The sequence below is a fragment of the Rhizobium sp. G187 genome (assembly GCF_051549525.1).
Taxonomy (GTDB): Bacteria; Pseudomonadota; Alphaproteobacteria; order Rhizobiales; family Rhizobiaceae; genus Allorhizobium.
Genome location: NZ_JBPUGM010000007.1, coordinates 180,965 through 206,980 on the forward strand (window position 1 = coordinate 180,965; position 26,016 = coordinate 206,980).

A 26,016-nucleotide genomic window follows, 5' to 3' on the forward strand; every position below is an offset into this window, starting at 1 on the left:
TCTGTTTAAAACCGGGCGCCGGCCAGATGTGCCAGCTGGGCGCCCGTCTCGTACCATGCTTCCTTGAGCGTGCGGAAGGGCGGGGTTTCCGGCGCGGTCAACGGTAGCGGCAACGCGTCCTCGGCGATCTGGCCCAGAATATGCGCGGCGAGCGTTTTGCCGAAGACAGTGCCGGGGGCAATGCCACGCCCGTTATAACCGGAGAAACCGATGACGCCGGGCGCGAACTTATGGAAGCGCGGCAGGTTGTTGGTGGTCATGCCGATCTTGCCGTACCATTCGCATTCGAATGGTACATCGCCGATCTGCGGGAAAACCGATTTCAGGGCGCGGCGCGCCCAGGCCCGATGAATGGGAAGGCCCGTGCCGCGCAGGGCGCCGACGCTGCCGAAGACCATGCGTCCGGCCTTGTCCATGCGGAAGGAGGTCAGCACTTCCTTCGTGTCCCAGCAGCCCTGCCGTTCGGCAAGGATCGACTTCTGCAAGTTGTCGCTCAATGGTGCCGTGGCGAAATTGAAATAGGGAAGGTGGACCTGTTCCTCGCGGACGGTCTTGAACGGGCCTTCGCTGTAAGCATCTGTTGCAACGACGATCCACTGCGCGATGACACTGCCCGCGCCCGTTGTCACGCGCCAGCCTGTTGCCGTTTTCTCATAAGCGTCTACCGGGCTTTCTGTGTGGAGGGTAGCGCCCGCTTTGGCGGCCGCATGGGCAAGGCCCCGGACATAGGCAAGCGGCTGCAGGGTGCCGGCTCGACGATCGAGCAGGCTGCCTCCATAGGTGCGCGTCCCGATTTTGCCTTCGGTCTCCGCTGCATCGAGCAGGTCCACCGGTGCTCCGCGACGCTGCCACTGTTCGGCGCGTGCCTCGATTTCCTTCTGGCCGGACTTGCCGACAGCGCAATGCAGTGTGCCGGCCCGTTCCAGTTCGCATGCAATGCCGTGGCGGTCGATGAGATCCTTGACGGTTTGCGGCCCGTTGCCGAGCAAATCCAGCAGGCGCTCGCCGTAAACCGGACCAAGTTCACCGGGCAGGTCGTCGGGCATGACCCACATGCCGGCATTGATCAGCCCGACATTGCGGCCCGCACCGCCAAAGCCGATTTCCTTCGCTTCAAGCAGGATCACGCGTGTACCGGCTTCCGCGAGATGCAGGGCGGCGGACAGACCCGTATAGCCACCACCGACAATTACGACGTCTGTCGCATGGTCGCCCTGCAGAGCCGTTGTTACCGGAGCAGCTGGTGCTGTCTTTTCCCAAAGGCCGTGAGAGCGTGGATCATCGAGCATGGTGTGTTCCGCAGGTTAAAGGGCCATTGCGGAGCACATCCGCGACGGTGCGGTTCGATCTGCGGCATGTCCGCATGTCATTCCGCTTGGGTACAGTCTTGCGATTCCTAGAAGAGCATTCTACGCCATTCCAGCGATAAATTCTCAAGAGATCATTCCGTGAGGGTATGACCATGTTGCCCGCCCGCCGCTTCCTGCCCTCGCTTTCATTGCTGGCTGCCTTCGAGGCTGCGGCACGCACCGGCAGTATTACGGCGGCCGCGCGCGAACTTGATTTGACCCAGAGTGCGGTCAGCCGTCAGATCAAGGCGCTGGAGAGCCAGCTGGGTGTCGAACTCTTCCTGCGAGAGCGGCAGACCATCCGCCTGACTGTCGCCGGTGATGGCTATGCGCGGGAGATCCGGGAGGCGCTTCGGCGAATTTCGAGCGCATCGCTTAATCTGCGTGCCAATCCCCATGGTGGCACACTCAATCTTGCCATCCTGCCAACTTTCGGTGCGCGCTGGCTTGCACCGCGGCTGGGACATTTCCTTGCTCTCAATCCCGGTATCACCATCAATCTCGTGACCCGGATCGCGCCATTTGATTTTCGGCTGGATTCCATTGATGCGGCCATTCATTTCGGCGATGCCGTCTGGCCCGGTGCGGAGCTAATGTTCCTGATGCAGGAGGAGACGATTCCGGCCTGCAGCCCGGCCTTCAAGGCAGCCCACCGAATTGCAGAACCTGGCGATCTTCTGTCGGTGCCACTCCTGCATCTGACCACACGCCCAGATGCGTGGGAGCGCTGGTTCACTCATGCCGAAGTGCCATTCGGCAGTGTCCATGGAATGTTGTTCGACCAGTTTGCGACCGTATCACAAGCGGCGATCGGAGGGCTCGGGGTCGCGCTTTTGCCGACTTTCCTGTTCAGGGACGAGCTGGAGCGAGGGGATCTCGTGGCGGCAATAGATCAGCCAATGGCGAGCCAGCAGCGTTACTATCTGGCGTGTCCCAAGGAGCGGGCGTCATATCCGCCGCTGGTCGCTTTTCGTGACTGGATCCTCGGCGAAGTTGCCAAAACCTCGTAAATTCAAAGGGCTGGTGTCATGACGCTTGAGGCAATCGCGACCGCGAAGGCCAGATGCGTAAGGTGATGCAATGTCTGGTCGGATCCCAGCAGCCACCAGTATTTGCCCTGATTAGGCGACAGCTGCAGCCTCAATTGCATCAATGACTTGCTGCGGTCGATGGTGCCGTGGATAACAAAATCGACGAGGGCGAGCCAGAACAGGGCGGGGCTCAGTGTCAGGCAGATCGTGAGCGTGCAAGCCGCATGCACGCTCACATGCGCGACAAGCGGCGGAAGCCACCCCTTGGGCTTTTCCTTGCCCAGGGCCATCCAAGTGGTCTGAAGGAAATAGTCCGCGACCAGTTGTTTGAAAATGAAGAGCGCGGTTGCCAAAATCAGGGCGTTGGCGGAGATCGAACCCGAGGCAATGGGCATGCATATGTCCTTAAGGCTTTGATCCCCGACGCATGAAGGGGAGCAACTTTCTGCAAAGCGCAGTCTCAATACACCCAAACTTGATCTTTGCCATATCGCGCAAAGACGTTCTTTAAGTCATCGGTGGCGTGGGGTGACACATCTCACGCCACTTTCCAAGCTGCGAGAAGTGGTCACCATCCTTCAGTCAGTATTTTTTCGAGCATATCGACGAAGAAGTCCGCACTGTCACGCGACAGGCAGAGCGGCGGCTTGATTTTCAACACATTCAGGTGATCGCCAGTCGGCTGCATGATTACGCCAAGCTCCAGGAGCCGGTCACAGATGGAAGCCGTTTCCCGGGTTGCGGGTTCGAGTGTGTTGCGGTCGAGAACAAATTCGAGGCCGAGATAGAGACCCATGCCATGAACTGCGCCCACGAGGGAAAAACGCTCGCCAAGTGCTTCGAGCCGGGCTTTCAAATGATCGCCGACTGCGCGCGCATTGTCCTGCAAACCCTCTTCCTGCATAATGTCGAGGACCGTCATTCCAACGACACAACTGACCGGGCTACCGCCGGAAGAGGAGAAGAAGTATCCTTCCCTCTCCAGATTGTCAGCGATCTCGCGTCGCGTGATCACAGCGCCGAGGGGCTGGCCATTGCCCATGCCCTTGGCGACCGTGATGATGTCAGGCACGACGCCCTGCTGCTCGAAACCCCAGAAATGATGGCCAAGGCGACCATAGCCGACCTGCACTTCGTCCGCGATGCAGAGCCCGCCGCGTTCTCGGACCATGGCATAGACCTGATCGAGGTAGCCTGACGGCAGCGGGATGCCGCCGGCATTGCCATAGACGCTCTCGGCAATGAAGCCCGCGAGCCCGGCGCCGCTCTCCTCGATGGTTGCGAGCTTCTCGGCCACGGCTGCGACATAGGCGTCTGTGGTGTCGTCCCCGCGGAAGCGGCCACGATAGGTGTTGGGTGAAAGGACAGGGTGGACCCAGTCAGGCCTCGTTTCCAGTGCGCGAGGATTGTCGGCGATCGAGGTGGAGACGGCGTCGCTGGCCACCGTCCAGCCGTGATAGGCCTCGAGCAGGCTGAGCATATGACGCGAGCCGGTATGAGCCCAAGCCAGACGAATGGCGAGGTCGACGGCTTCAGAGCCGGAATTGACCAGGAAGACGGTGTCGAGCCCTTCGGGTGCGAGGGCTGCGAGGCGATCGGAAAATTCGGCGACGGCTGCATAGTGGAAGCGTGAATTGGTGTTCAAAAGCGCCCATTGGCGGCCAACGGCTTCTGCAAGCTTCGGATTGCCGTGACCGAGGATGGTGACGTTATTGACCATGTCGAGATAGGCGCGACCGTCGACGTCGAAGAGATGCTCGCGCCAGCCGCGCTCTATTTGTGGCGGATTGGCATAATAATTCTTCTGAGCACCAGCGAATGTTGCCTTACGGCGCGCAAGCAACTTTCCGCTTGCCGATGCGGGCGCATCGACATCAATGCCAAGGAGCTGGGACGGGGAAGGGCATATCCGCCGCCAAACCTCGCTTTGCCGCGGTTTGGCAAAGAGCGGTGGGACAAGGTCAGGGTCGCGGCAGAGCTGGATGCGCAGGCCACCCACGCCCCCGGGTGCACCGCCGACATGGCCGATTGGATCGCCGGCTGCAATTTTCGCACCGTTTTCGAGGGTCGTCTCGATGCCGTCGAGATGCAGGGACAGGTCCGGTGTGGACAGAATCAGATGGTGACCGTCTCGCAGGATCGTCGCGTCGAACGGGGCGGCCGCTTGCGTGCCGCCCGGCAGGCAGACATCGACATGAAGGGCAAACGTCGCTGGCGGCTGTGCGGATCTGGTCTTGGTATAAGACAGCCGGCATTCGCCATATCGGGTGGACGCGACGCCGGTCTCGATCGCTGCGCGGGCGAGAAGCTTCCAGTCGATCTCAGGGTCGGCCCAGTTGTCGGCCACGAGTGCGGGGCTGAGCACGCTGAGATCGGTGAAGCGAAGCCGTTCCGGCGCGATCTCCGGCAGCAGGGCCGATGCTTGGCTCAGGTCCGGTTCTGGCAGTGCGTGGCCGGCTGCATCGAGGATCGCGGCCTCCATCAACGAGAAGGGGACGGACGTCGCCAGCTCGAAGATTTCGCGTTCGTGGCCGATATTGCCGAGCACGTAGTCATTGTCCGGATCGATCGAGAGCTGCTGTTCGCTGCTCGCCACGAGAATGCCGGCGCGGGCGACGACCAGCGGCCAAAGGGCCTTCAGTTCCCCCTCTTCAAGGGGGTAACGTGCATGGAAGGCGCGGATCGCCGGCAGGATGAAAAAGGGATCGCCGTCGGCATGGTGCAGCAGGGAGGCACAGGTCACGGCCAGATCTGCGACCAGCCAGCCGTTCATCACGTCACCGAAGTCGATCACGCCATCCGGCATCAGTCGACCCTTGGCATCCGGTCTTGCAACGATGTTGTCATCGGTGATGTCATGGTGGATTGGCTGGACCCGCAAGGCGGCGGCGAGCGGCTGGATTCGTTTGACTGCGACGATCATCGCCTTTGCGATGCGGTCCCGCTGCTTCTGATCCTTCACCGATTTCAGGAGGTGAAGGGCGACCGGGCCTGCGCGGCGAAGATCCCACTGCAGCGTGCGATCAAGACCGTGATGACGGAACTCCTTCAGGCCAATCGCAATCTTCGCGCCGACGTCGCCAAAAGCAGCGACGACTTCGGGTGACAGGTATTTCTGGCGGGTCAGGGGTTCGCCATCAAGGAAGGTCAGAACCCGCAGCCAGTAGTGCTCGCCGTCGATTTCGAAGCGCAAAACATATTCGCCTGTTAGCGCGGCGATCGGTTCGGGGACGCGAAGTCCGAGATCCATGGAGAACAGATGATCCATGGCCTGGTTCTGCGCTTCCAGTTCGTGACGCGGATATTCGGCTCGCGTCACCTTGAGCACGAAGCGCTCGTTGCCCGCATCGATCAGGAAGTTGCGGTCCTGTTGGCTTCCCAGTTCCCGCAGGCTGCCGTTCAAGCCGAAATAGTCGCTGAGGATACCCTTGGCATCCTCAATCGTCACATTTGGTCGTGCCAGTTCCGTGCGCTGGAGAAGAGCCGAATCGGCCATGATCGTTCCCCCAAGAAAATCATGGATGAACCTTATCAGAGCCGAGAGGCGCGTCTATCCCAACGTAAGGCTGCAATCGCCCTATGCTGGGAGCATGCTCACCCCATGCGCTCGGAGGCGTAAGAGCCCGGGCTTGCGGGGAAGACGACCGTGCGGTTGCCGTTGATGAAGGTGCGGTGATGGATGTGCGCGTGGATGGCACGGGCCAGCACCTGGCTTTCAACATCGCGGCCGATCGAGACGTAATCCTCCGCCGACTGGGCATGGGTGATGCGGGCGACGTCCTGCTCGATGATCGGACCTTCGTCGAGATCGGCGGTGACGTAGTGGGCGGTCGCACCGATCAGCTTCACGCCGCGCTCGAAGGCCTGCTTGTAGGGGTTTGCACCCTTGAACGACGGCAGGAAGGAGTGATGGATGTTGATGATCTTGCCGGACATCTTTTGGCACATCTGATCCGACAGGATCTGCATGTAGCGGGCAAGCACGATGAGTTCGGTGCCGGTCTGTTCGACGAGGTCCATGATCCGGGCTTCGGCTTCCGGCTTGTTGGCCTTGGTGACCGGGATGTGGTGGAAGGGGATGTCGTGGTTCACGACGACCTTCTGATAGTCGAAGTGGTTGGAGACGACGCCGACGATCTCGATCGGCAGCGCCCCGATCTTCCAGCGATAGAGAAGGTCATTGAGGCAGTGGCCGAAGCGGGAGACCATCAGCAGGACCTTCTCGCGCTTGGCGGCGTCATGCAGGTTCCAGGTCATGCCGAAGGTTTCAGCAACGGTGGTGAAGCCCTTTTCGAGCTTGGCCTGGCTTGCGCCATCCTCTGAAATGAAGGAGACGCGCATGAAGAACTGGCCGGTGTCGAGGTCGTCGAACTGGGAGCTATCGACAATGTTGCAGCCCTCGGCGGCCAGATAGCCGGAGATCGCCGCGACAATGCCGCGGGTGGACTTGCAGGATACGGTCAAAACATAGCTCGTCATCGACATACTTCTCCTCGGCGGAACTGGCCGCGTGTCTCTATCGCATCTCAGGGGCGTCCGAAAGCCATCAGCCGCCCCCTTTGGTGTCAGCGAGATTATGCGAGGCGGCGCAAAATTCCGTCCCTATTGCGCCGTCCACCGACGCATCCTCGCCGTGCACCTGATCTCGAAGCCTTGCTCACCTGTCCGTTTACGGGGCTCCGATGCATTGACCTTTGTCCGGGGGGCAATAGTTTGAATAGCGTGACCGGCATTTGAGGGGCAGCATGGTGAACGGGTTGGGGCGACGCGGCGCAGGGTCTGCGGCTGGATGGCGGGGCCGGATCGGCATAGCCGCACTTCTCTTCGCCATGGCGACGCAACAGGTATCGGCGGCCACGGGAGCTTGCCTTCGCGGCGTCAACCTCGCCGGTGCCGAATTTGGCGAAGAGGGCGGGGCCTATGGCACTGCCTATATCTACCCGTCTGAAAAGACGATCTCGTATTTCGCCTCCAAGGGCTTCAATTCCGTGCGCCTGCCCTTTGCCTGGAGCCGGTTGCAGACATCTCTCGATCAGGATTTTGACGCGGAGGAGTTCGCGCGGCTTAAGGACACGGTCGCTGCGTTGCGACGGGAGGGCCTGACCGTCGTTCTCGATCCACACAATTATGCCCGCTACCGCGGTGGCGTCATTGGTTCTGATGTTCCGTTTGAGGCCTTCGCCACGCTCTGGCGCAAACTCGCTGACGAGTTTGGCAATCAGGAGGGTATCGTCTTCGGTCTGATGAATGAGCCCTTCGATATGCCGACTTCGCAATGGCTCGAAGCCAGTAATGCGGCGATTGCGGCCATCCGGGAGACCGGCGCACGCAATCTAATCCTCGTACCGGGCAATGCCTGGTCCGGTGCGCATAGTTGGATGGGCGAACATTATGGCGGTGCGAATGGAAGGGTCATGCTTGACGTCGTCGATCCTCTCGATTTCTGGGCCTATGAAGTTCACCAGTATTTCGACGAGGATTTCTCCGGCACCAAGGACAGCTGTTCCCGTGCAAAGGATGCCGTTGCGGCCATTGATCAGTTCACCCGCTGGCTGCGCGAAAACGGCAAGCGAGGCTATCTCGGCGAGTTCGGCGTGCCGAAGGATGAAGCCTGCGTCGATGCACTCGAAGATATGGTGACCGTGATGGAGCGGGGGCGCGACGTCTGGGTCGGCTGGGCCTACTGGGCAGGGGGTGACTGGTGGCCGGAAGAGGAAGCGCTGAACATTCAGCCGACCGTGGCCGGTGACCGCCCGCAATTGCGCGGACTCTCAAGAGCGCTCAAAGATTTTTCCGAAGCTGCTGCGACCTGCCCCGCCTTGGAACGCTGAGCGAGTTGCTTGGCTTTGGTCGAGTTTGTTCTCCTGAGAGCCGTGACCAGTCGACAGCGCCTGCCGTGCCGACGAGGAACCAGACGAGGGCTGCGGTTTTGATCGAGAAGAACGAGTTGCTGATCAGCATGAGCAGCAGAAGATAAATCATCACCATGGAATGAAACGTCCAGGCCCGCCTGTCCTTGATGGGCGCATAGGCGAACGCGGCCCATAGAAACACGAAGCCGACAATGCCGAATTTTGTCAGCGTATAGGCAAGGCCGGAATCGGCGGTGAACTGGTCGGTTGTCTGCGCGCCGATGATGACGGCGAAATCGAGCTTCGTCAGCAGGGTGGCTGTGACGGAGAAGCGGCCGGCAATATCGTTCGCACCGCCATCTGCGCCGGTCGCGAGACCATAGACGGCGACTGATGTCAGCATCAGGAAGGGCATGATGGCCCAGACCAGCCTTGGTACCAGACGGTAGAAGGGCAGCATCAGCGTGACGAGGATGCAGGTGAAGAAGCCGAATCGGGCATCGGCGAGCACGATCGTGGTCAAGGCAGCTGCAATCACGAAGTAACGCAGGCGCATGGCCGGGCGAAACAGCGCCCAGGCATAGATGATCGCTCCAAAATTGCCGGCGGAGACGGGTTCCAGGAAAACGCCGGAGACACGATGCTGGCCGAGAAAAGGCAGGAGTGTCCTCGGTTCAGGGCGAAGTCCGCTGATGAACAGGCCGCGTGTTGCCCCGAAACTCTCCTCAAGCGTCACGGTGCCGCGTGAAATGAAGTAACCGAGAACGTTGAAGTAATCGAGGTAGGTCTCGAGAAAGAGATATTCGAACAGCCCTACGACAAGCGCGATAAGGATCGTGATTGTCACTAGTCGATCGGCAAGGCGGGCATTCTGGACCGCGCTGCCGAGGAAGTAGAAGGCGATCGGGATCAGAATGTCACGCAGGGCCTTGAGGTCGATTGCACCGCGCAGGGCAAACAGCAGGATCATGTAGCTGATGAACAGCGCGGAGAGCAGATACATGTCAACGCGGCGGGACAGGGCCGCAAGAAAGGCCGAGGCGATCAAGATCAGTTCGGCCAGCATCACATGGGCGTCGCTGACGCCCATGATCCGGGTCTGAACGAAGCAGAGGAAGAGATTGAAGGTTGTGCCGCCGAGGACAGCGAATGTTGCGACCTGGCCGCGCCAACCACTGTCGGTCTGGCCCCCGGTGAGGACGCCTTCGCTGCTGGTCGGCACGGGTGAAGGGTTAAGTCGCCGCCATGCCTCCGGGCGAGCAGCGCGCGGCATCAGTCTGACTCCACCACGACCAAGCCGATGACCTTGTCGAGATTGTCGCCGAATGCGGCGAGGTGCGCCGACAGGCTCTTCGAACGGAGATCCGTATGCCTGATGATGATGGCAATTGCATCGGCTTCGTCGGAGAGTTCCGGCAGATGTTGGGTGATGTCAGTGCCGCAGGCGTTGATCACGATCAGGTCGCCCTCCCGTCGGGCCTCCCTCGGTGCGAAGGCTGAAACCTTGGGCTTGCGGCTTGTGGGCGCGGGCGATGCCGGCTTGGCTGCGTCCAGCATGTCGTAGTGCAGAAGGTTTGAGAGCGGCAGGTCCAGGTGTTCGTCCCTTGCCAGGACTGCGTTGACGCTTGGTCGACCGGCACGCCGTGGGGCTTTCGGGCGGCGAGCTGCCAACGGTCCCGAAGCATAGGCAACATATTCGCCTTCCTCGGTGAAGGCCTGGACGAGATCGGTGGTGATTCCGGCTGCAGTGACGATGTCGCCGGTCTTGGTGAACATCAGATTGTAAGGGCGCTGGACCTCGATCTCGGCCAGAATGCGACGGGCGGCCTCGTGAATGTCCTGAGAGCCGTCGGTAGCGTTCTCGGGCTCACCGCTTGTTCCGATCGCGGAGAGGCGCTGCCATATCCCCTTCGGCTTGGCAGCGTCGAACTTGAGCGTGGCGATGATCGGCAAGTCGTGATCAGACGTGGTCGCCTTTTCTTCGGTGCGGTTCCCCACGAGGATTTCGCTCAATACAGCGAGGCAGGCGCCGGCAATGGTGCCGAAGAGGGCTGCGGCGATCAGGATCAGGATCTTCAGTTTGGCCGATGATTTCGGCAGCGGTGTTGCGGCTGTGATGATGCGCGAATTGTCGGTGTTGACAGTCTGCTGCTGCCCCAGTTCCTCGGCGCGATTGAGAAAGGTCTTGTAGAGGGTGCGGACCGCATCAGCCTCGTTTTCAAGCTGGCGCATGCGGATCTGCGCTGCACCGCTGTCAAAGCTTGTCGCGGTCAGGCTGTCCAGGCGCTGGGTGAGCGCCTTTGTGTTTGCAGCCGCGCGGTCATAGCTCACCTTCATCGACTGACGGATGCGGTCTAGCTCGCCCTGGATCGCCTGCTGCATGTTAGCGACCTGGGAATTGATCGCCCGCAATTGCGGGTGATTGGCGCCGAGATTGGTGGCGAGCTGGGTGCGGCGATCGACGAGCACGGCATAGCGATCACGCAGGAGGCCGATGGTGGTGGATTGCAGGACTTCCGGCGTAGCACCGCCTTCAAGGGAGGCAACGGTCAGGTTGCGGACCTGATCATAGGCGGTCTGGGCCTGTTCTTCAGCAACGCGCGCTGCCGTCAGCTGTTCGCTAAGACCGGCGACCTGCTGCTCGATGACCAGCCCTTGCTGGCCGGTGGTGGCCAGGCCGTTTTCCGACTTGAACTGTTCGACGGCGAGTTCAGCTTTCAGCACCCTGTCGCGCAGCTCGCTTGCCTGGATCTGAAACGTGGTGCTGGCGCGGCGGGCCGCGTCGGACCGGGATTGGTCGAGTTGCTGCAGATAAATCTCGGCGACGGCATTGGCGATATCGGCCGCCCGCTTGGCGTCCGGATGCTCAGCTGCGATGGTGAAGACGAGGGACTGCCCCTGGCGTTCCACTTTGACCTTGGTCTTCAGCGCCTCGACGGCTGCGGCTTGCTTGTCTACGGCTGATCGCGGAACCAATGCGAGGTCGTCCGCGAGGCTGAGGCGTTCGACTACGGCGCGCATGACATTGCTCGACTGCATCACGAAAATCTGGCTGTCGATGTTCGGCTGGTCCTGCCGCGTCGTCGCGGGTGTGCCCTTCAAGTCGAGGGCCTCGCTGGCAAGCCCGTTCGGGTCGAGCAGCAATTCGGCGGAGGAGGTGAAGGTCGGCGTCATGCGCAACACAAGTCCGAGCGCCACCACGATGCACAAGACGGCAATGATCATGACCAGCCGGAAGCGGCGTGCCAGGATCTCCGGTAGCTGAAAAATGTCGATGTTCATTTCCCTGTCCGGAACGCTTTCTCGGGAGCTTGTTCGATGATGGCCTGCCGCGGCCTCGTGCCGCGAAGACTGCAGGGCGGAGATCTGACCTCGCCTTATCCTTTCAAACCATGGTTAATCATTGCTGAACGCGGAGGTCATAACCAACAGGGAACCCGGTCTTAACCGTTTGCGGGTATGTCCGAGAGAGGTTTTCGGGCCAGGAATTTAGATAGCAGGCGACGGAACAGGATCATGACGAGGGCCCAGATCGACAATCGCCGAAGCGATGAGCGCGCGCCGCTGGTGGTGCAGATTGTCCGCCAATACACGCCGAGCCGCGGTGGGCTGGAGGATGTCGTCGCAAACCTCAGTCGCTCGCTTCTCGCGAAGGGCTGGCGCGTCCGGGCCGTGACGCTCGATCGATTGTTTCGGGATCCGGACAATACGCTCTCACCGCGGGACATCATTGATGGCGTCGATGTGGTGCGTATTCCCTGGCGGGGCAGCAGCCGTTATCCGATCGCTCCCTCCGTCTTCAGCCATGTCCGCGACGCCGACCTAGTGCATGTCCACGGGATCGACTTCTTCTATGATGCCCTGGCATGGACACGTGTCTTGCATGGCAAGCCGCTGGTCGCGACCACGCATGGCGGCTTTTTCCATACCCAGAAGCATGCGCTCCTGAAAAAGATCTGGTTTCAGACTGCCACGCGTCTTTCCGGGCTCGCCTATGATGCCGTGATCTGTTGCAGCCAGTCTGATCGTGATCGCTTCCTGCCGATTACCGGCTCGCGGACCCGGCTGATCGAAAACGGTGTCGATATCGGCAAGTTTGCCGGTTTGTCGTCGACCGTACCCGTTCGACGGCTCGTGACGATCGGGCGGTTCTCGGTCAACAAGCGCCTTGAGCGCCTGCTCGACATGCTTGTTCAGCTCAGATCGAGCGCGCCCGACTGGCGGCTCGATATCATCGGCTCGCCATCGGATCTCTCGTCCCGCGATCTTGAGCGGGAAATCGCGACGCGTCGTCTCGGCGGTGCCGTGACCTTGCATGTAGGCGTCACGGATGAAGAGGTGCGCAAGGTGCTCGGCGAATGCTCGGTTTTCGTGTCTGCGTCCGACTATGAAGGCTTTGGGCTGGTTGCCGTTGAAGCCATGAGTGCCGGGCTTCTTCCTGTCCTCCACGACAATGCGGCCTACCGCGTTCTGGCAGACAGTCATGCCGGGGTCGGGCTTACAGACTTCGCGCATCCGCAGGTGGCGGCGGCCAAGGTCGAGCAGGCTTTCGCCATGCTGCTGGACAAGCCGGCTATGCGGGAAGAGATGATGCTTGCGGCAAGCCAACATGACTGGGGCGGCGTCTGCGACCGACATATCGATCTTTATCGGCATATCCTGTCGGGCCGCAGATCGGGGAGAGCCGGATGACAAAGGGCAAGAACCGCGTCCTGATCGTGACTGGCCAGCATTTCGCCGACTCCCCCCGGCGTGTCGATCTGCATTTCATGGCGGAACAGTTGCTGGAGGATGGCGACCACGTCGACTTTCTCGTCTGCCGCCTCAGTCCGATCAGCCGCTTCATCAAGGATGGCCGCTACGAGCAGGCTATGCGTCATCCGGCCAATCGCTGGGAGACCTTTCGCGAGCGGTTGGAGCAATTCATCTGGATTGCGCCCTATCATCCGGTCAATCTGCGCAATCGCTTGTTGAATGCGCTCGTCATGCCTCTCTACTGTGCCTACCCGCAGTTTTTACCCAGAGCCGTGCTCGATCGCTTGCCGAACTATACGCATGTTGTGGTGGAAAGCGGTCCGTCACCGCTTCTGACCCGTAGGTTGCGGCGCTTCGCTCCTGAAGCCCGGTTCATCTATCATGCGGCGGACCGGCTGGAGACGATCGGCACCCATCCCTGTGTAGGCAAACAATTGGCGGCGACCATCGGGCTCTATGACAGCGTTCGGATCATGGCGGAGGCGATGCGGTCCGATTTTCCCGCAGACGCGCCCGTGATTTTCCTGCCGCACGGTATTAGCAAGGATGCCTTCGACCGCGCGGTTTCCAACCCCTATGCGGGTCCTCGACAAGCGGTCAGCGTCGGGGACATGAAGTTCGATGCAGATGTCATCGATGTTCTGGCGCGGGCCAATCATGACTGGACCTTCCATCTCTTCGGCAAGAAGGCACTGCCGCTGGAACGCTTGCCGAACATCGTCGTGCACGGGGAAGTGCCTTTCGATATCATCGTGCCCTTTATCAAACATGCCGATGTGGGCCTGGCGCCCTATCGCGAGGGCGATGGCGCCGACTATCTCAGCCAGTCGAGCCTGAAGATGATCCAGTACAGCTACTGCCATCTGCCGATTGTCGCACCGCGTTTCGCCGCCGCCGGCCGTGACCATGTCTGTGCCTATGATCCCGCTGATCCGGGAAGCGTATGCGCTGCCTTCGAAAAGGCAAAAGCCATGGATCATCTGGCCATCGACACCTCCTCGATCCGGACGTGGAAGCAAGTGGTCGATACGATCTTCAATGCTGATGAGGGCTGAGGTGGTCGACCAACCGGTAGTGCAGCCAGTAACCTTTGCCGATACGGTTGGTCTTTTTCAGCCGACCGGTGCTTTGCATTCGGATGCCGCAGTTCTGTTCGTCAGCCCGTTCGGGCTTGAGGACATGTGTCTGCGCAAACTCTGGCGGATCACGGCCGAGCGGATTGCCGTGATTGGATTGCCCAGTCTGCGCTTCGACCATCCTGGCACCGGGGATGCACTGGACGGTCCGCAAGGCTCTGTCGACCTCGACCTCTGGGAAAAAACGATTGTCGCTGCTGCCGATGCGCTTTGTGCTCTTTCACGATGCAGGCGGATCATTCTCGTCGGTCATGGTCTCGGGGCCACGCTCGCTCTGCGCATGGCGGGGCGAATGGACGCGGTTGATGCCGTCGCCTGCCTTGCGCCCGTGACCTCCGGTCGTGCCTATCTGCGGGAGTTACAAATCTGGTCGCGGATGGTGGATGAGGGTCTCGGACTTGCCGAGGCGTATAGGATCACGGACCGGCCGTCGATCGGTGGGCATATCCTGCCGCAAGGGGTCGCTGCGGACCTCAAGACTTTGACCCTCGTGGAGGCTTCCTTGCCTTCGCTCAGCCATGCCTTCGTTGCTTCCCGGCCAGAACGGGCAGCGGAAGCGGGGATCGCGGATGGACTGGCGGCCTTGGGGGCGGCCCTGACGCGGACAGTCTATGCCGGCTATGATTCCTTCGTGGCGAACCCTGCCATTTCCCGGTTGCCTGATCCTTTGATCGACGATCTCGTCGAGTGGCTGTTTGGTTTTGTGCGGGAAGAGACGGGTGCGCAACCACGCACATCTATGGATCCGGCACCCTGCCTTCTGGTTGGGTCGAACTTTTCCGAACGTCCGATCACGTTCGGATCGGGTTTGCAGGGCGCCTTCTGCCAGCCTGCAAAGCCTAGGCCATCTGCGGCCGTTCTGCTTCTGGGCACTGCCTATGATCGCCACGCTGGATGGGGGCGCTCTTCGGTCACCCTGGCTCGGGAGCTGGCGGCTGCCGGCATTGCTTCGCTTCGGTTCGATGGTGCGAGTGTCGCAGACAGTCCGCCCCGGCCGGGCGCGCCGAAACAGGTGCTTTATGATGATCACCAGTTGATCGATGTGAGTGAGGCGCTTGACGTCCTTCGGACCTTGCATGATGGGCCCGTAATCGTGGCCGGTCGATGCAGTGGTGCCTATCTCGCCTTCCGGTCAGCGGTCGCAGACAGCCGGATCGACGGGTTGATCGCAGTCAACCCTTACGTCTTCGAATGGGACCCTACCCTGGACGTCGATGTTGCGTTGCAGGGCGCGCCGCGTTCGCTGGATGACTATGGCAGCCGGCTGCTGCAGGGTGGTACCTTCAAACGCCTGCTGCGCGGTGAGGTGGATATCGCCGCGGCCCTCAAGAACATCGTGCTGGCGATCGCCGGGCGGATCTGGCGGCTCAGCTTACCCCTTCTCGGGCGACTGCCCGGTATTGCCCCGCGCCGCCGATCGATCCTGAACGCCTTTCGGACGCTTGGTGCGCGAAATGTCAGCGTCGATCTCATCTATAGCGAAGGTGATGTCGGCTTCGAGCATTTTGCGTCACTTTTCGGCGCCGATGGCCGTGGTCTTCGAAGCTTTGGCGACATGCGGCTGACAATCCTGGCTGGCGCGGATCACAATCTGAGCCCTGCCTTTGCCCGCGACGCCTATCGGGATGCGCTCATTGATCTGGCGGCCCGTGTTTCGGCAAAATCTCAGGCCGTGGTTCAGGAAAAGCCGTAAGAGTTATGACCGCCAAGGCTGCGCAGGGAGCCGCGAGGCGCGGCGCCAGGCGTGCCGCGTGCGATGAGCCGAACCGTCTTCCAAACACCCGGCGCCAGATGGAACCAGTCGTCGTCGGAACGATAGTCTTCGCAATCGACATGGATGGACTGGGCAAGGGTGTCGCTGCGGATATCGAGACACCAGACGCCTTCGCGCTGTTCCAGTCGATGCTCAAATTGCGGCCGATGCAGCGCTTCTCGCCTGCCAAGCGGGAAATGAAACGCCTCGGACAGCATCGTCCCGTCTGTGCTTAGAAGCGAAGCCACGGTCACGTCATGCGAGGGCGGGCCGAATCGGAAGGCGTAGGTGGTGTCGAAAAAGGCGCCGAAGACATCCGTTGCCGGGAGCGTTTCGACCGAGTGCGGCTTCAGCGTTACGGCGGCTCTGCCGCGTGCGGACGGCTGGCGGCCATTTCTCAGGCAGGCCAGATCCAGCGTTGCTTCGACGGTCGCCTGGGTGTCATTGACGAGATGGATCGCGAGGCCATTGGTGCCTTCATTGGTCAGGATCACCTGAACCGGACGGAAGGCGCGCTTCAGGCCATACCAGACCGGCTTCGGCTCGCCCGTTGCGTCAATCACACCCCAGCCCGGTCCAGCTTCCAGATCTTGCAGGGTCCACACAAGTGCACCCTTGCAGGTCGATCCCTCGCGCCGCCATTCGCCGTAGGTTTCGCTGATAACCTCGGCTGTCACCGCGCGGGAGAAATCGAGATAACGCGCCGGATCTTCACGACGTAACCTTGCCGGATCGACGCCGTAGAGATCCTGCAGGTAGTGGTCCCTGATATCCTCGAAATCCCAGGAGGCGGAGCGATCACGCGGCACGCGGGCCTTCCAGCGTGGATCATGGACGGGTGGAACGGGAAGATGTTGGTCAAGCGTTGCCTGCTGTGGCACATGGGCAAAGGCTAGGCATTCGGCGGCAAAACGCACCTCGGCACGGCGGGCATCCTCCAGCGGTTGCTGATAGGCGCCGACGCCATAGTAATGCGTGACGCCCGCATTCGGGGCAAAAGGCATGGCGCCGCCGAAGGGTGAATTGGGGACGTAAGCGCAATCGGGACGACCGGTCTTAGCAATCTCGGCCAGGGTGGAGTTGAAGAAGTCCCCGTTCCAGCTCTTCTGTGGAAGGCCGAGCATGGCACCCTGCTGGAAAACTTCGCTTCCCCCAGAGATGACTGCAAGCGAGGGATGTCCCTGCAATTGTGCAAGGAGAGTTTCGGCCTCGCTTTGGGCTTGTGCCGCAAAATCCGCGTCGGCGAAGGGATAGTCGTAATTGGCGAACATCAGATCTTGCCAGATCAACAGACCAAGCTGGTCGCACAGGCTGAAGAATTCGCGGCTCTCATAGGTCATGGTTCCGCCGATGCGGATCATGTTCATATTGGCCTCGGCTGCCTTCATCAGCCAAGGCGCATAGGCTTCGGCGGATCCGGGGAGGCGCAGGATATCGGCATTGGTCCAGACGGCACCGCGGCAGAAAACGGGGGTGCCGTTGACGCGAAGCCCGAAGCTTTTGCCGTCATCTCCACGGTCAATGTCGATGCGGCGGAACCCGACGAGACCAAGGGGGTGAACCTGGCCGTCAAGGATGAGATCGAGTTCATGCAGGGTCGGATTGCCGTGGGTTCGCGGCCACCAGGGCTCGATCCCGGGCAGTCGCATCGAGGCGTTGATCGCGCCATCGGATCCGGCTTCCAGTTCTGCGGCGACGCCCGCGCAACGCAGGACGACGCTACGGCCTGGCTCGGCTTGAAGGCGAACCGAGAGGAGCCCGGTGCCGGCCTCATCGAAATCGGTCTGGATATGGAGTTCGCCGATCGTATCACGACCGGGGCGGATCAAGAGGATCGGGCGGTAGGGGCCTGTCGGATGGATCGATGGGCACCAGCCGGGCATGCGGCCGAGCAGGCTCGTTCGCACAAGCCGCAATCCCTGGTGATCCATCATCTGCGGCCGCCAGCGCGCGCGCGGACCTTTGGCATCAAGGCGCGGTTGAAGGGCGCGGAAACAGATTGCCAGATCGTCGTCGCCAGTGAGATCCACCGACAGGTCGTGGCTCTCGAACATGCTGTCGCTCGTCAGCATGAGGTTTCCGTTGATGTAGATCTCGGCGAGCGTTGCCAGCCCTTCGAAGCGCAGCACGGCAGGTCCCGAAGCTTCACCTTCCAGCGATCGGAAATACCAGATGTCCTTGTCATGCAGCGGCGACGGGGCGGCCGGGTCGAACAGTCCGGCATCCGTCAATGCTCCGGCAACCGTGCCGGGAACTGATGCCGGAATGCGGGCGGCGGGCCGGTGGACGTCGGAAGGCGTTTGGTGGCGACCGGGTTCGGTGACCAGGAGTGTCCATCCATGCTCGAGCGGGCGGATGTCCGCTCCGAGATAGATCCTCGTGGTCATGTGCGTCCTTTCAAGCCAAGTGGGGCTTCAGATCATCCATCAGCCGATCCCAGCCGGCAATGGCGGGATCAAGGGCTTGGCCTAGCGCATCGAATTTCTTCCGGGTTACGGCGCGCGCCAGCTGGAACTGGACGCTTTTGGCATTTTCCGAGATCGCAAGGGCGGCTTTCATCGCATTAGCATGGGCGGCCGTATCCAGCCAGGCGAGGTGGCTCGCCAGAAGCTCGAAATTCGCGCCGAACTGTCGAAGCGTGTTGAAGGCATATTTGTGGAAGTAGCCGAAGGGGCGTTCGGCTACTGCCTCGACCTGCGCCGGGAATTCCTTGGCGAAGGCGGCGATCGGATTGGCGTCCGGGTGCCGGGCGAAATGCTGCTTCAGGAGCCGGTGGGCGACATCGCGCTGGTGACCCAGTGACGTCGGCTCAACCGGGAACTTGGCAAATTCGGTGTAGGGCAGAAAGGGCAGGGCACCCTCAGGTGCATCCAGTTGGAAGACGCCGTCGAAATCCTCGCCCTCGAGCCGGAAGAAGCCGCCATTGTGGAAATAGTCCATCACGCGGCCTGCCATATCCAGTCGGTTGATGCCAACCGTGGTCTTGCCGTGGTCCTGACGATAGCCGACACCGCGGGTGTCGGGCATGAAGAAGCTGTCCATCTCGACGAGGCAGAGACGGCCGCGCCCGATTTGCGCCTGAACATGCGCCTCGACGCTGTCGAAGATCGCAAGTTCCGTGGCGCGGATGCCGTAAAGCGCTTCCAGATCCTCCAGCGGTACCTTGAAGAAGGTGAACTGGTCGCCCTCGAAATCCTGGGTCAGCGTGAAGCCAAGCATGGCTTCCGGGTGCGAGCCCTGGGCGGAGAGAACTTCGATCCAGAGATCGACGTAGCAATTGGTCTCCGGCCACATGCGCTCGCTTGAATGCAGCGCATGGGGTTGGTACCGGGCCGGATCAAGGCCGGGAAAGACGGATGTCGTCACGTGATCAGCCCCAGAGCGTCTTGCGGACGGCATCGGGCCAGACGGCGACATCGAGGCCATGTTTGGCGAAGAGGGCAAGTGCGATGCGCTCCAGGCCGAAACCGACGCAGGCGGTATGGGCGACAGAACCGTCTTCAAGGTTCAGACCCCATTTTTGGCCGAAGGCGTCCTGGTGATAGTTGAAGCTCATGCAGGCCGTCTTGTTGGCCTGCGAGGTGACAGGAATGAGCAGCTCGAACTTCAGGTTCTGGTCGCGCTGGTTGTTGGCGAGCAAGCGACCGGCGCGGCCGAAGAAGGGGTCGTTCGCCACATCGATTTCAACGTCGAGGCCGATCGACTTCATCATCTCGACACCGCGATCCATCCAGGTCTGGCGGAAGGTGGTGACATGGGCCTCGGTGCCCATGCAGACATATTCGCGCATGCGGAACAACTGCTGGCGGGCTGGATCTTTCGACGGCTCGTGGCGGAAGCAATAGGATTGCAGGTCGTAGAGACCGCCCTTGTTCGAAATCGGGCCGCGCTTGGCCACCGTTGGATAGAGCGGATAGCAGGCGGCTGGCGTCAGCGCGATATCCGTCGCCTTTTGCTCCTTCGTCCAGTCCTTGCCCTCTTCCATGCACTGGAGGAGGCTCATGTGGTCGTGGTCGTTGCCGCAAAAAGAATGCACGGTACCGGCGAGCTGCGGGAAGCTCTTCATGTAGCCGCTTTTCTCGAAGTAGGCGACGTTCATGCCGGGCGGAAAGCGGATCGCCTCCGCACCGTCGGCGCCGCCAATGCGATCGATGAGCCGCTCAAAGGCTGCAATCACGTCCTCAAACTGGCCGCTGCGACCATAAAGGCCGTCGACGCCGGTTTCGATCAGAAGGCCGCTCTCGAAGAGACGGTCCAGAAAGCTTACCTGCATATCCATGTCCGTTTACCCCAAAAGTCCGGTTTCTTGTTTGTGGACGAGCAGCATTGTCGACGTATTGCCGAGGATGCGATCGTTGGAAATCATCAGTTCGGCGGAGTGTGCGTCGCGCAGGTGGCGGCCCAGGCTGAACGGCGTACCGTTCTTGTACCCCATGATGCCGCAGATCCGGAGCGCCTGGTTGATAACGGGCAGGATCATCTCGGAGGAGGCAATCTTCACGTTGTTCATCGCGACGGCAAAAGCCATCGAGGACAGCCGGTCGTGGTCTGCGAGTGCGGTCTCGTAGGATGCGAGACCCTGAAGGATGTTTGAGCGGATCACCTGAAGCTGGCTCGACATTTCCGCCAGTTGCACGAGCCCTGGCGGTTGCGTTCCGGGTGCTTTGCGGGCAGCCGCGCGCACGAAGGTCTGGGCCTTGGTGAAGGCGTCGACGGCGATGCCGTACCAGAGGGCGCTCCAGAGCAGATGCGAGCTTGCCAGCATCGACTGGGCGGCGATCTCGGCAAAGGGTTTCGGCAGGATTTGGACGGCTGGTGCCTCGCCCTTGAAAATGAAGCCGTCGGAACAGGTGCCGCGCATGCCCATCGTATCCCAGACATGGGTCTGCTCAAGGCTATACTGATCCTTGAGGAAGACGGTCATGACCTGGTCGCTGGGCGGGGCATCCTTGTGGGCGCGCGATGTGATCAGGATCGCATCGGCATGTTTGCCGTAGGAAATGACTGTCGCATCCTTTTCCAGTCGGCAGATATCGCCATCGACCTCAATGGCGCAGATCGAATTGCGCAGGTTTCCGCCGATGCCACCTTCTGTGGTCGCCGAGCCGAGCAGCATCTGCTCGTCGCAAACACGGCGCATGAAGTCGCGATGCCAGCTGGCATCCGTACCGTGCGAGACCAGGCTCGAAACCTTGATCTGGTGCATGGCGAAGATCATGGCGCTGGCGGCGCAGGCCTGTGCCAGGATGGTGCAGACTTCAGCAATCTCCGACGTCGATCGGCCTTCGCCGCCGCAATCGACGGGGATCTGGATGCCCATCAGGCGTTCGGCCTTTAGCGCCTCGACCGCTTCCTTTGGGAAGCGACCGACCTTGTCGACATCATCGGCATGGGCGGCGGCGACCTTTGCCACACGCGCCGCACGCGCCTTCAGGCTGACCTCTGTTGAGGACGTGCTCGAGAGATCCATCAGGCGACCTTTCTGTCCCCGAGAATGGTGTTCACTGTCGCTTCGATCGCCGCGATGCTGGCAAAGGACTTGCGGTTCAGGAGATGATCCGGGAACTCCATGTCGAAGGCTTCTTCGAGGCCGAGCATTAGTTGCACGGAGGCGAAGGAAGAAAGGCCGGCTGCATAAAGGTCTGCGTCGTCTGCGAGCGTATCGACTGCAACCGGCAGGCCGCCAAGCTTCGTGACAAGTGCGCGAATGGTGTCGTTCATCGTTTTCTCCCAGATCATCGCTCGGAATTTTTATTGAGCGATTTCTTACCTAGGAAAGACGAAGTTTCCGCTAAACAATTGGGTAAACTTCGACTGAATGGTATCTGGAGGCGGGTTCGGAAGGCTGGGCGTAGCCTGTAATGAGCGCTAAAGCGTCTGCTACGCCGGGTAAACGTGTTCCTCGCCCACTCGGTCGAGGATGATGTATCGATTTGGTTCAATTTCTTGCAGTGCGGCGTGGCCGGCCTCAATCTTGCCGTGGCCGCCGGGCAAATCGAGGATGTAATGGGGGATGCAAAGACCAGAAATCCTGTTGCGCAGTTCCCGCATGATCGCCTGCCCCTCGGCAATCGTCAGGCGGAAGTGGCCCGTTCCGGGCGCCATGTCGGGATGATGGAGATAGTAGGGCTTGATCCTGCTCTCGACGAAGGCGCGCATCAGATCCGCGAGCGTATCGGCGTCGTCATTGACACCCTTGAGGAGAACGCTCTGACTAACCATGGTGATGCCGGCATCGATCAGGCGTGCGCAGGCGGCTCGCGCATTCTCAGTCATCTCGCGAGCGTGGTTTGCGTGAAGCGCCACGTAAACGGACTTGCCGCTCGATTTCAGCGCGTCCAGAAGCTCCTGGGTGATCCGGCCCGGATCGGCAACTGGCACGCGGCTGTGAATACGGACAATCTTCACATGCTCGATCGAGGCCAATTGCAGCATCACATCGCGCAGTCTGCGGGGTGAGAGGATCAGCGGGTCACCACCGGTCAGGATGACTTCCCAGATGCGGCTGTCCGAGTGGATGTAGTCGAGCGCCTTGCCGATCTGTTCGGCGTTCAGCGTGCCGTCTCCTTCCGGTCCGACCATTTCTCGGCGGAAGCAGAAGCGGCAGTAGACCGGACAGACATGCAGAAGCTTCAGCAGAACCCGGTCCGGATAGCGATGGACGATACCTTCCACCGGCGTGTGCGGTCTGTCGCCGATTGGATCGTCGCGCTCTGCCGGATGCTCGGTCAGTTCGGCTGGGGTGGGCAGATATTGCGCAGCGATCGGGTCGTTGGGATCGTTCGGATCGATGAGGTCGAGAACGGCCGGCGTCAAAGCGATCGCATAGCGTGACGCAACAGGGGCGAGACCCTTCGCGCTTTCATCGGAGATGAGGCCCGCAGAGACCAGATCCTCAATGCTGCGAAGCGTGGCATCAGCCAAGATGTGTCTCCGCAACTGGCGCCCAGATCACCTGGTCGATGCGCAGGGCGCCGGTCGCCAGCATGACCAGACGGTCGAAGCCGAGCGCGATGCCGGAGGCTTCGGGCATAATCGAGAGCGCGTCGAGAAAGTCTTCGTCGAGCGGATAGGTCTCGCCATAGATGCGGTTTTTCTCGACCATCTCGGCCTCGAAACGCCGGCGCTGTTCGTTCGGGTCGGTCAATTCGCCGAAGGCATTGGCGAGTTCGACGCCGCAGGCATAGAGTTCAAAACGTTCGGCAACCCTCGGATCATCGGGGCAGGGGCGCGCCAATGCTGCTTCGGCAACCGGATAGCGGTCGAGGATCGTCGGGCGGCTGTTGCCGAGGTTCGGTTCCACCTTCTCCACGATGACGCGGCTGAAGAGATCGGCCCAGGTATCATCGTCCGCAACGCGCAGGCCTTGGTCGCGCATCTGTGCGGCCAGATTTTCACGGTCTGTGCTGCCGTCGGCTGCGATGGTGGCAAGCAGGTCTATGCCTGCGTAGCGCGTGAAGGCATCGGCGACGGAAAGGCGCTCGGGTGCCGCGAATGGATCACAGGCCTTATTGCCATAGGCGAACTGCCGTGTTCCTGATGTTTCGGCTGCAAGCGCCAGAAGGCTTGCGCAGTCTGCCATCAGCTGCTCGTAGCGTTCGCCGACGCGGTACCATTCCAGCATGGTGAATTCCGGGTGGTGCAAGGGCCCGCGTTCGCGATTGCGGTAGACATGGGCGAAGCAGGCGATGCGCGTCTCGCCGGCTGCGAGAAGCTTCTTGCAGGCAAATTCGGGCGATGTGTGCAGGTAAAGCGGAACCGAGGTCCTGTCATGGCCGATGGCCTGCGTGGCAAATGCGTGCAGATGGGCCTCGTTTCCGGGCGAAATCTGCAGGGTAGCGGTATCGACTTCGACAAAATCCGAAACGGCGAAGTGTGCGCGGAAGGCAGCCTGGATCCGGTTGCGTCCGACAAGGAAGGGGCGCCGATCCGCATGGGCAGACGGGGTCCACCAAGGGGGCGCTGAACTTCGGCGGTCAATCATGCCGGAATCTCGGTCCTTTTCTCAACGCGGGCTGGCTATTTTCCCGGATTTGGGTTAGTTGCGCCCCAGAAATTCGAAGAGGTCAGTCGGGAGGCCGTCCTTTACGACGGGTCTTACGCAGATACAAGGAATTCCAATGGTCAAGATTATCGCCTCGTCCGTGCGCAAGGGCAATGTTATCGATGTCGACGGCAAGCTCTATGTCGTTTTGACGGCCGAGAACTTTCACCCGGGCAAGGGCACACCGGTGACGCAGGTCAACATGCGCCGCATCGTCGATGGCGTGAAGGTGTCGGAGCGCTGGCGCACGACCGAGCAGGTCGAGCGCGCGTTTGTTGAAGACGTGAACCACCAGTTCCTCTACGAGGACGGTGAAGGCTTCCACTTCATGAACCCGGAAAACTACGATCAGGTCGTCGTCGACGTTGAGACCATGGGCGAGCAGAAGGCTTACCTGCAGGAAGGCATGGTCTGCATCCTGTCCATGCATGAAGGCGTCGCGCTCGCCATCCAGCTTCCGCGTCACGTGACGCTCGAGATCGTTGAGACCGAGCCGGTCGTCAAGGGCCAGACGGCTTCGTCGTCCTACAAACCGGCGATCCTGTCGAACGGCATCCGCACGATGGTGCCGCCGCATGTTGACGCCGGTGTCCGCGTCGTCATCGCGACCGAAGACAATTCCTACGTCGAGCGCGCGAAGAACTGAGGCGTAGACCGCACCTCAATCAAAAAGCCCGGCGTCATCGATGCCGGGCTTTCTTTTTGCGGTGTGACCGCGCGGTGATCCGATGGACTACATCTGTTACGCGGCGCGTTTCACACGGCGCCGGATAACCCGCGATGACGGCAGTATCCGGGTCTCATCGCCCAGACGGCAAGGTATGGGCGAGTTTGGCCGATCCGATGCGAGACCGAACCGTTTTCGCCGCGTCACCACGTTCCAGGACCATGATCTGCTCCTTTAAGTGCATCTTGATCTTCTTCAAGGCGCGGACCCTTATGCCGTCGGGCTGAGGGCGTCTCTGTTCCTCATCGATCGTCGCCGCGATGATCGATTGGCGGGCTTTCAGGGCTTTCAGCAGCTGTTTCATGAGCGATCTCCTATGTCCTACGAGACATAATATGATGCCGACTGTTTGATTGTTCTAATTCATTGATTATATGATTGCGATAGATCCTCTCTATCGGAGTCGCTCTTGCCCTACCGCCCTAGCCATCGGCAACTGGAATATCTCGTAGCGCTCGACGACTGTCGGCATTTCGGAGAGGCCGCGCGACAGTGCCACGTCTCCCAGCCCACATTGTCCGTGCAGGTTGCGCTTCTGGAAAAACAGTTGGGCGTGACACTCATCGAGCGCCTTCCCGGTCAGGTCCGGCCGACGCCCATTGGCACGGACGTTATCTCAGCGGCGAGGATCATCCTGAATGGGCTCGATGAGATCCGTACACTCGCCGCCAGTTCGATCGGCAATCTCGGTGGCATGATGCGAATGGGAACAGCGCCCTCGTTCGGTCCCTATTTTCTGCCGTATCTGTTGCCGCCTTTGCATCAGCAGTATCCTGAGCTCAAGCTCTATATCCGCGAAGAAAAGCCGGCGGATCTTGAAGAGACCGTTCTGCAAGGGGTGATGGACTGTGGGCTGGGTCCACTGCCCAGGCGTTCCGAAGGTCTAATCTCCGAAGTCATTTGCCGGGAGCGGATTTTTCTCGCAGCCCCCCGGGAGCATCCGCTGGCAGAACGCGACACAATTCAACTTGCAGACCTAGCGGGGGTGAAACTTCTCAGCCTCGGCGCGGGGCACCGACTTATGGACGATGTGCGCAATTTCTCGGCCGCATCCGGTGCCGTGGTCGCAGAAGACTACGAGGGATCAAGCCTCGATGCCATTCGCCAGATGGTGTCGATCAATATGGGCCTGTCGCTCTTTCCGGAATTTTATGTCCGCTCGGAATTCGCCAAGGATCAGGACATCCGACTGATGAACATCGTTGGTTGGCAGGGGATGAGGGAAATCGGGATCTTCTGGCGCGCGACCAGTGCACGTGGAGATCACTACCGGCAACTGGCCGAACTCGCTCGCCGGGTCGCGTCAGGTCTGACGGATGAACTGGCCGCCGGGACCGGGCGGTCCCCGGAATGACCGGGGACCGCTCTC

At 60.7% G+C, this 26,016-nt stretch carries 21 protein-coding genes; 7 read left to right on the forward strand and 14 right to left on the reverse strand.

Annotated elements, in window-relative coordinates:
* Positions 1–5: 5 nt before the first annotated feature.
* Positions 6–1,289, reverse strand: coding sequence for an NAD(P)/FAD-dependent oxidoreductase (locus ACSV9I_RS19130; protein WP_438330393.1), 1,284 nt, complete (start codon positions 1,287–1,289; stop codon positions 6–8).
* A gap of 167 nt (positions 1,290–1,456) precedes the next feature.
* On the opposite strand from ACSV9I_RS19130, the gene ACSV9I_RS19135 reads away from it, so the two are divergent.
* The gene (locus tag ACSV9I_RS19135) at positions 1,457–2,359 is read left to right on the forward strand and encodes a LysR family transcriptional regulator (RefSeq protein ID WP_438330394.1); all 903 of its coding nucleotides are present in this window, start codon (positions 1,457–1,459) and stop codon (positions 2,357–2,359) included.
* A gap of 2 nt (positions 2,360–2,361) precedes the next feature.
* On the opposite strand, the gene ACSV9I_RS19140 is transcribed toward ACSV9I_RS19135, so the two are convergent.
* The 3 genes from ACSV9I_RS19140 to purU form a co-directional block, all read right to left on the reverse strand.
* Positions 2,362–2,775 (reverse strand): DUF3307 domain-containing protein, encoded by a 414-nt coding sequence (locus tag ACSV9I_RS19140; protein WP_054158790.1) that lies wholly within the window; start codon positions 2,773–2,775, stop codon positions 2,362–2,364.
* Between the two features lie 173 nt (positions 2,776–2,948).
* Positions 2,949–5,876, reverse strand: coding sequence for an aminotransferase (locus ACSV9I_RS19145; RefSeq protein WP_438330395.1), 2,928 nt, complete (start codon positions 5,874–5,876; stop codon positions 2,949–2,951).
* Between the two features lie 98 nt (positions 5,877–5,974).
* Entirely contained in the window at positions 5,975–6,859 is an 885-nt protein-coding gene (purU, locus tag ACSV9I_RS19150) for a formyltetrahydrofolate deformylase (protein WP_438330396.1), read from the reverse strand.
* Positions 6,860–7,209: 350 nt separating this feature from the next.
* Between purU and ACSV9I_RS19155 the strand changes: the two genes are divergently transcribed.
* Positions 7,210–8,211, forward strand: a complete 1,002-nt coding sequence (locus ACSV9I_RS19155; protein ID WP_438330419.1) for a glycoside hydrolase family 5 protein — start codon at positions 7,210–7,212, stop codon at positions 8,209–8,211.
* Here the strand turns inward: ACSV9I_RS19155 and ACSV9I_RS19160 are convergent.
* Positions 8,162–9,505: a UDP-phosphate alpha N-acetylglucosaminyltransferase gene (locus ACSV9I_RS19160; protein ID WP_438330397.1), complete on the reverse strand. Its 1,344-nt coding sequence runs from the start codon at positions 9,503–9,505 to the stop codon at positions 8,162–8,164. The genes ACSV9I_RS19155 and ACSV9I_RS19160 overlap by 50 nt on opposite strands.
* Positions 9,505–11,514 (reverse strand): GumC family protein, encoded by a 2,010-nt coding sequence (locus ACSV9I_RS19165; protein ID WP_438330398.1) that lies wholly within the window; start codon positions 11,512–11,514, stop codon positions 9,505–9,507. Before ACSV9I_RS19165 ends, ACSV9I_RS19160 begins: the two co-directional genes overlap by 1 nt.
* A 234-nt stretch (positions 11,515–11,748) precedes the next feature.
* Here ACSV9I_RS19165 and ACSV9I_RS19170 point away from each other — a divergent pair, with 234 nt between their 5' ends.
* Genes ACSV9I_RS19170 through ACSV9I_RS19180 form a run of 3 tightly spaced genes read left to right on the forward strand, consistent with a single transcriptional unit; the run spans position 11,749 to position 15,816 of the window.
* On the forward strand, positions 11,749–12,924 hold the full coding sequence (locus ACSV9I_RS19170) for a glycosyltransferase family 4 protein (protein WP_438330399.1): 1,176 nt from the start codon (positions 11,749–11,751) through the stop codon (positions 12,922–12,924).
* Positions 12,921–14,042, forward strand: coding sequence for a GumK N-terminal domain-containing glycosyltransferase (locus ACSV9I_RS19175; protein WP_438330400.1), 1,122 nt, complete (start codon positions 12,921–12,923; stop codon positions 14,040–14,042). Before ACSV9I_RS19170 ends, ACSV9I_RS19175 begins: the two co-directional genes overlap by 4 nt.
* Entirely contained in the window at positions 14,026–15,816 is a 1,791-nt protein-coding gene (locus ACSV9I_RS19180) for an alpha/beta hydrolase (protein ID WP_438330401.1), read from the forward strand. The genes ACSV9I_RS19175 and ACSV9I_RS19180 overlap by 17 nt, the downstream gene beginning before the upstream one ends.
* Here ACSV9I_RS19180 and ACSV9I_RS19185 read toward each other — a convergent pair.
* From ACSV9I_RS19185 to epmA, 7 genes are all read right to left on the reverse strand, one after another.
* The gene (locus ACSV9I_RS19185) at positions 15,801–18,263 is read right to left on the reverse strand and encodes a glycosyl hydrolase 2 galactose-binding domain-containing protein (protein WP_438330402.1); all 2,463 of its coding nucleotides are present in this window, start codon (positions 18,261–18,263) and stop codon (positions 15,801–15,803) included. The genes ACSV9I_RS19180 and ACSV9I_RS19185 overlap by 16 nt on opposite strands.
* Positions 18,264–18,273: 10 nt before the next feature.
* On the reverse strand, positions 18,274–19,275 hold the full coding sequence (locus ACSV9I_RS19190; protein ID WP_438330403.1) for a DUF1839 family protein: 1,002 nt from the start codon (positions 19,273–19,275) through the stop codon (positions 18,274–18,276).
* The gene (locus ACSV9I_RS19195) at positions 19,247–20,155 is read right to left on the reverse strand and encodes an amino acid--[acyl-carrier-protein] ligase (protein WP_054160404.1); all 909 of its coding nucleotides are present in this window, start codon (positions 20,153–20,155) and stop codon (positions 19,247–19,249) included. Before ACSV9I_RS19195 ends, ACSV9I_RS19190 begins: the two co-directional genes overlap by 29 nt.
* Before the next feature lie 6 nt (positions 20,156–20,161).
* Positions 20,162–21,346 carry an acyl-CoA dehydrogenase family protein gene (locus ACSV9I_RS19200; protein ID WP_438330404.1) on the reverse strand — a complete coding sequence of 395 codons (1,185 nt, stop codon included), beginning with the start codon at positions 21,344–21,346 and terminating at the stop codon, positions 20,162–20,164.
* The gene (locus ACSV9I_RS19205) at positions 21,346–21,597 is read right to left on the reverse strand and encodes an acyl carrier protein (RefSeq protein ID WP_054160414.1); all 252 of its coding nucleotides are present in this window, start codon (positions 21,595–21,597) and stop codon (positions 21,346–21,348) included. The genes ACSV9I_RS19200 and ACSV9I_RS19205 overlap by 1 nt, the downstream gene beginning before the upstream one ends.
* A gap of 159 nt (positions 21,598–21,756) precedes the next feature.
* Positions 21,757–22,803 carry a lysine-2,3-aminomutase-like protein gene (locus ACSV9I_RS19210; protein WP_438330420.1) on the reverse strand — a complete coding sequence of 349 codons (1,047 nt, stop codon included), beginning with the start codon at positions 22,801–22,803 and terminating at the stop codon, positions 21,757–21,759.
* A complete protein-coding gene (epmA, locus tag ACSV9I_RS19215) occupies positions 22,793–23,860 on the reverse strand; it encodes an EF-P lysine aminoacylase EpmA (protein WP_438330405.1) in 1,068 nt (355 codons plus the stop codon). The genes ACSV9I_RS19210 and epmA overlap by 11 nt, the downstream gene beginning before the upstream one ends.
* Before the next feature lie 136 nt (positions 23,861–23,996).
* On the opposite strand from epmA, the gene efp reads away from it, so the two are divergent.
* On the forward strand, positions 23,997–24,566 hold the full coding sequence (gene efp / locus ACSV9I_RS19220; RefSeq protein WP_054160400.1) for an elongation factor P: 570 nt from the start codon (positions 23,997–23,999) through the stop codon (positions 24,564–24,566).
* 154 nt (positions 24,567–24,720) lie between these two features.
* Here efp and ACSV9I_RS19225 read toward each other — a convergent pair whose 3' ends face one another.
* Positions 24,721–24,951, reverse strand: coding sequence for a DUF465 domain-containing protein (locus ACSV9I_RS19225; RefSeq protein WP_054160399.1), 231 nt, complete (start codon positions 24,949–24,951; stop codon positions 24,721–24,723).
* Positions 24,952–25,056: 105 nt separating this feature from the next.
* On the opposite strand from ACSV9I_RS19225, the gene ACSV9I_RS19230 reads away from it, so the two are divergent.
* On the forward strand, positions 25,057–26,001 hold the full coding sequence (locus tag ACSV9I_RS19230; RefSeq protein WP_438330406.1) for a hydrogen peroxide-inducible genes activator: 945 nt from the start codon (positions 25,057–25,059) through the stop codon (positions 25,999–26,001).
* Positions 26,002–26,016: the final 15 nt, after the last annotated feature.

Bases quoted from the DNA above. Each gene is read 5' to 3' on its own strand.
- ACSV9I_RS19170 (WP_438330399.1), top strand. From the start codon at position 11,749: ATGACGAGGGCCCAGATCGACAATCGCCGAAGCGATGAGCGCGCGCCG.
- ACSV9I_RS19135 (WP_438330394.1), top strand. From the start codon at position 1,457: ATGACCATGTTGCCCGCCCGCCGCTTCCTGCCCTCGCTTTCATTGCTG.
- epmA (WP_438330405.1), bottom strand. From the start codon at position 23,860: ATGATTGACCGCCGAAGTTCAGCGCCCCCTTGGTGGACCCCGTCTGCC.
- efp (WP_054160400.1), top strand. From the start codon at position 23,997: ATGGTCAAGATTATCGCCTCGTCCGTGCGCAAGGGCAATGTTATCGAT.
- ACSV9I_RS19225 (WP_054160399.1), bottom strand. From the start codon at position 24,951: ATGAAACAGCTGCTGAAAGCCCTGAAAGCCCGCCAATCGATCATCGCG.
- ACSV9I_RS19175 (WP_438330400.1), top strand. From the start codon at position 12,921: ATGACAAAGGGCAAGAACCGCGTCCTGATCGTGACTGGCCAGCATTTC.
- ACSV9I_RS19155 (WP_438330419.1), top strand. From the start codon at position 7,210: ATGGCGACGCAACAGGTATCGGCGGCCACGGGAGCTTGCCTTCGCGGC.
- ACSV9I_RS19180 (WP_438330401.1), top strand. From the start codon at position 14,026: ATGCTGATGAGGGCTGAGGTGGTCGACCAACCGGTAGTGCAGCCAGTA.
- ACSV9I_RS19190 (WP_438330403.1), bottom strand. From the start codon at position 19,275: ATGCCGTCCGCAAGACGCTCTGGGGCTGATCACGTGACGACATCCGTC.
- ACSV9I_RS19185 (WP_438330402.1), bottom strand. From the start codon at position 18,263: ATGACCACGAGGATCTATCTCGGAGCGGACATCCGCCCGCTCGAGCAT.
- ACSV9I_RS19205 (WP_054160414.1), bottom strand. From the start codon at position 21,597: ATGAACGACACCATTCGCGCACTTGTCACGAAGCTTGGCGGCCTGCCG.
- ACSV9I_RS19165 (WP_438330398.1), bottom strand. From the start codon at position 11,514: ATGAACATCGACATTTTTCAGCTACCGGAGATCCTGGCACGCCGCTTC.
- ACSV9I_RS19130 (WP_438330393.1), bottom strand. From the start codon at position 1,289: ATGCTCGATGATCCACGCTCTCACGGCCTTTGGGAAAAGACAGCACCA.
- ACSV9I_RS19200 (WP_438330404.1), bottom strand. From the start codon at position 21,346: ATGGATCTCTCGAGCACGTCCTCAACAGAGGTCAGCCTGAAGGCGCGT.
- ACSV9I_RS19145 (WP_438330395.1), bottom strand. From the start codon at position 5,876: ATGGCCGATTCGGCTCTTCTCCAGCGCACGGAACTGGCACGACCAAAT.
- ACSV9I_RS19160 (WP_438330397.1), bottom strand. From the start codon at position 9,505: ATGCCGCGCGCTGCTCGCCCGGAGGCATGGCGGCGACTTAACCCTTCA.
- ACSV9I_RS19195 (WP_054160404.1), bottom strand. From the start codon at position 20,155: ATGGATATGCAGGTAAGCTTTCTGGACCGTCTCTTCGAGAGCGGCCTT.
- purU (WP_438330396.1), bottom strand. From the start codon at position 6,859: ATGACGAGCTATGTTTTGACCGTATCCTGCAAGTCCACCCGCGGCATT.
- ACSV9I_RS19140 (WP_054158790.1), bottom strand. From the start codon at position 2,775: ATGCCCATTGCCTCGGGTTCGATCTCCGCCAACGCCCTGATTTTGGCA.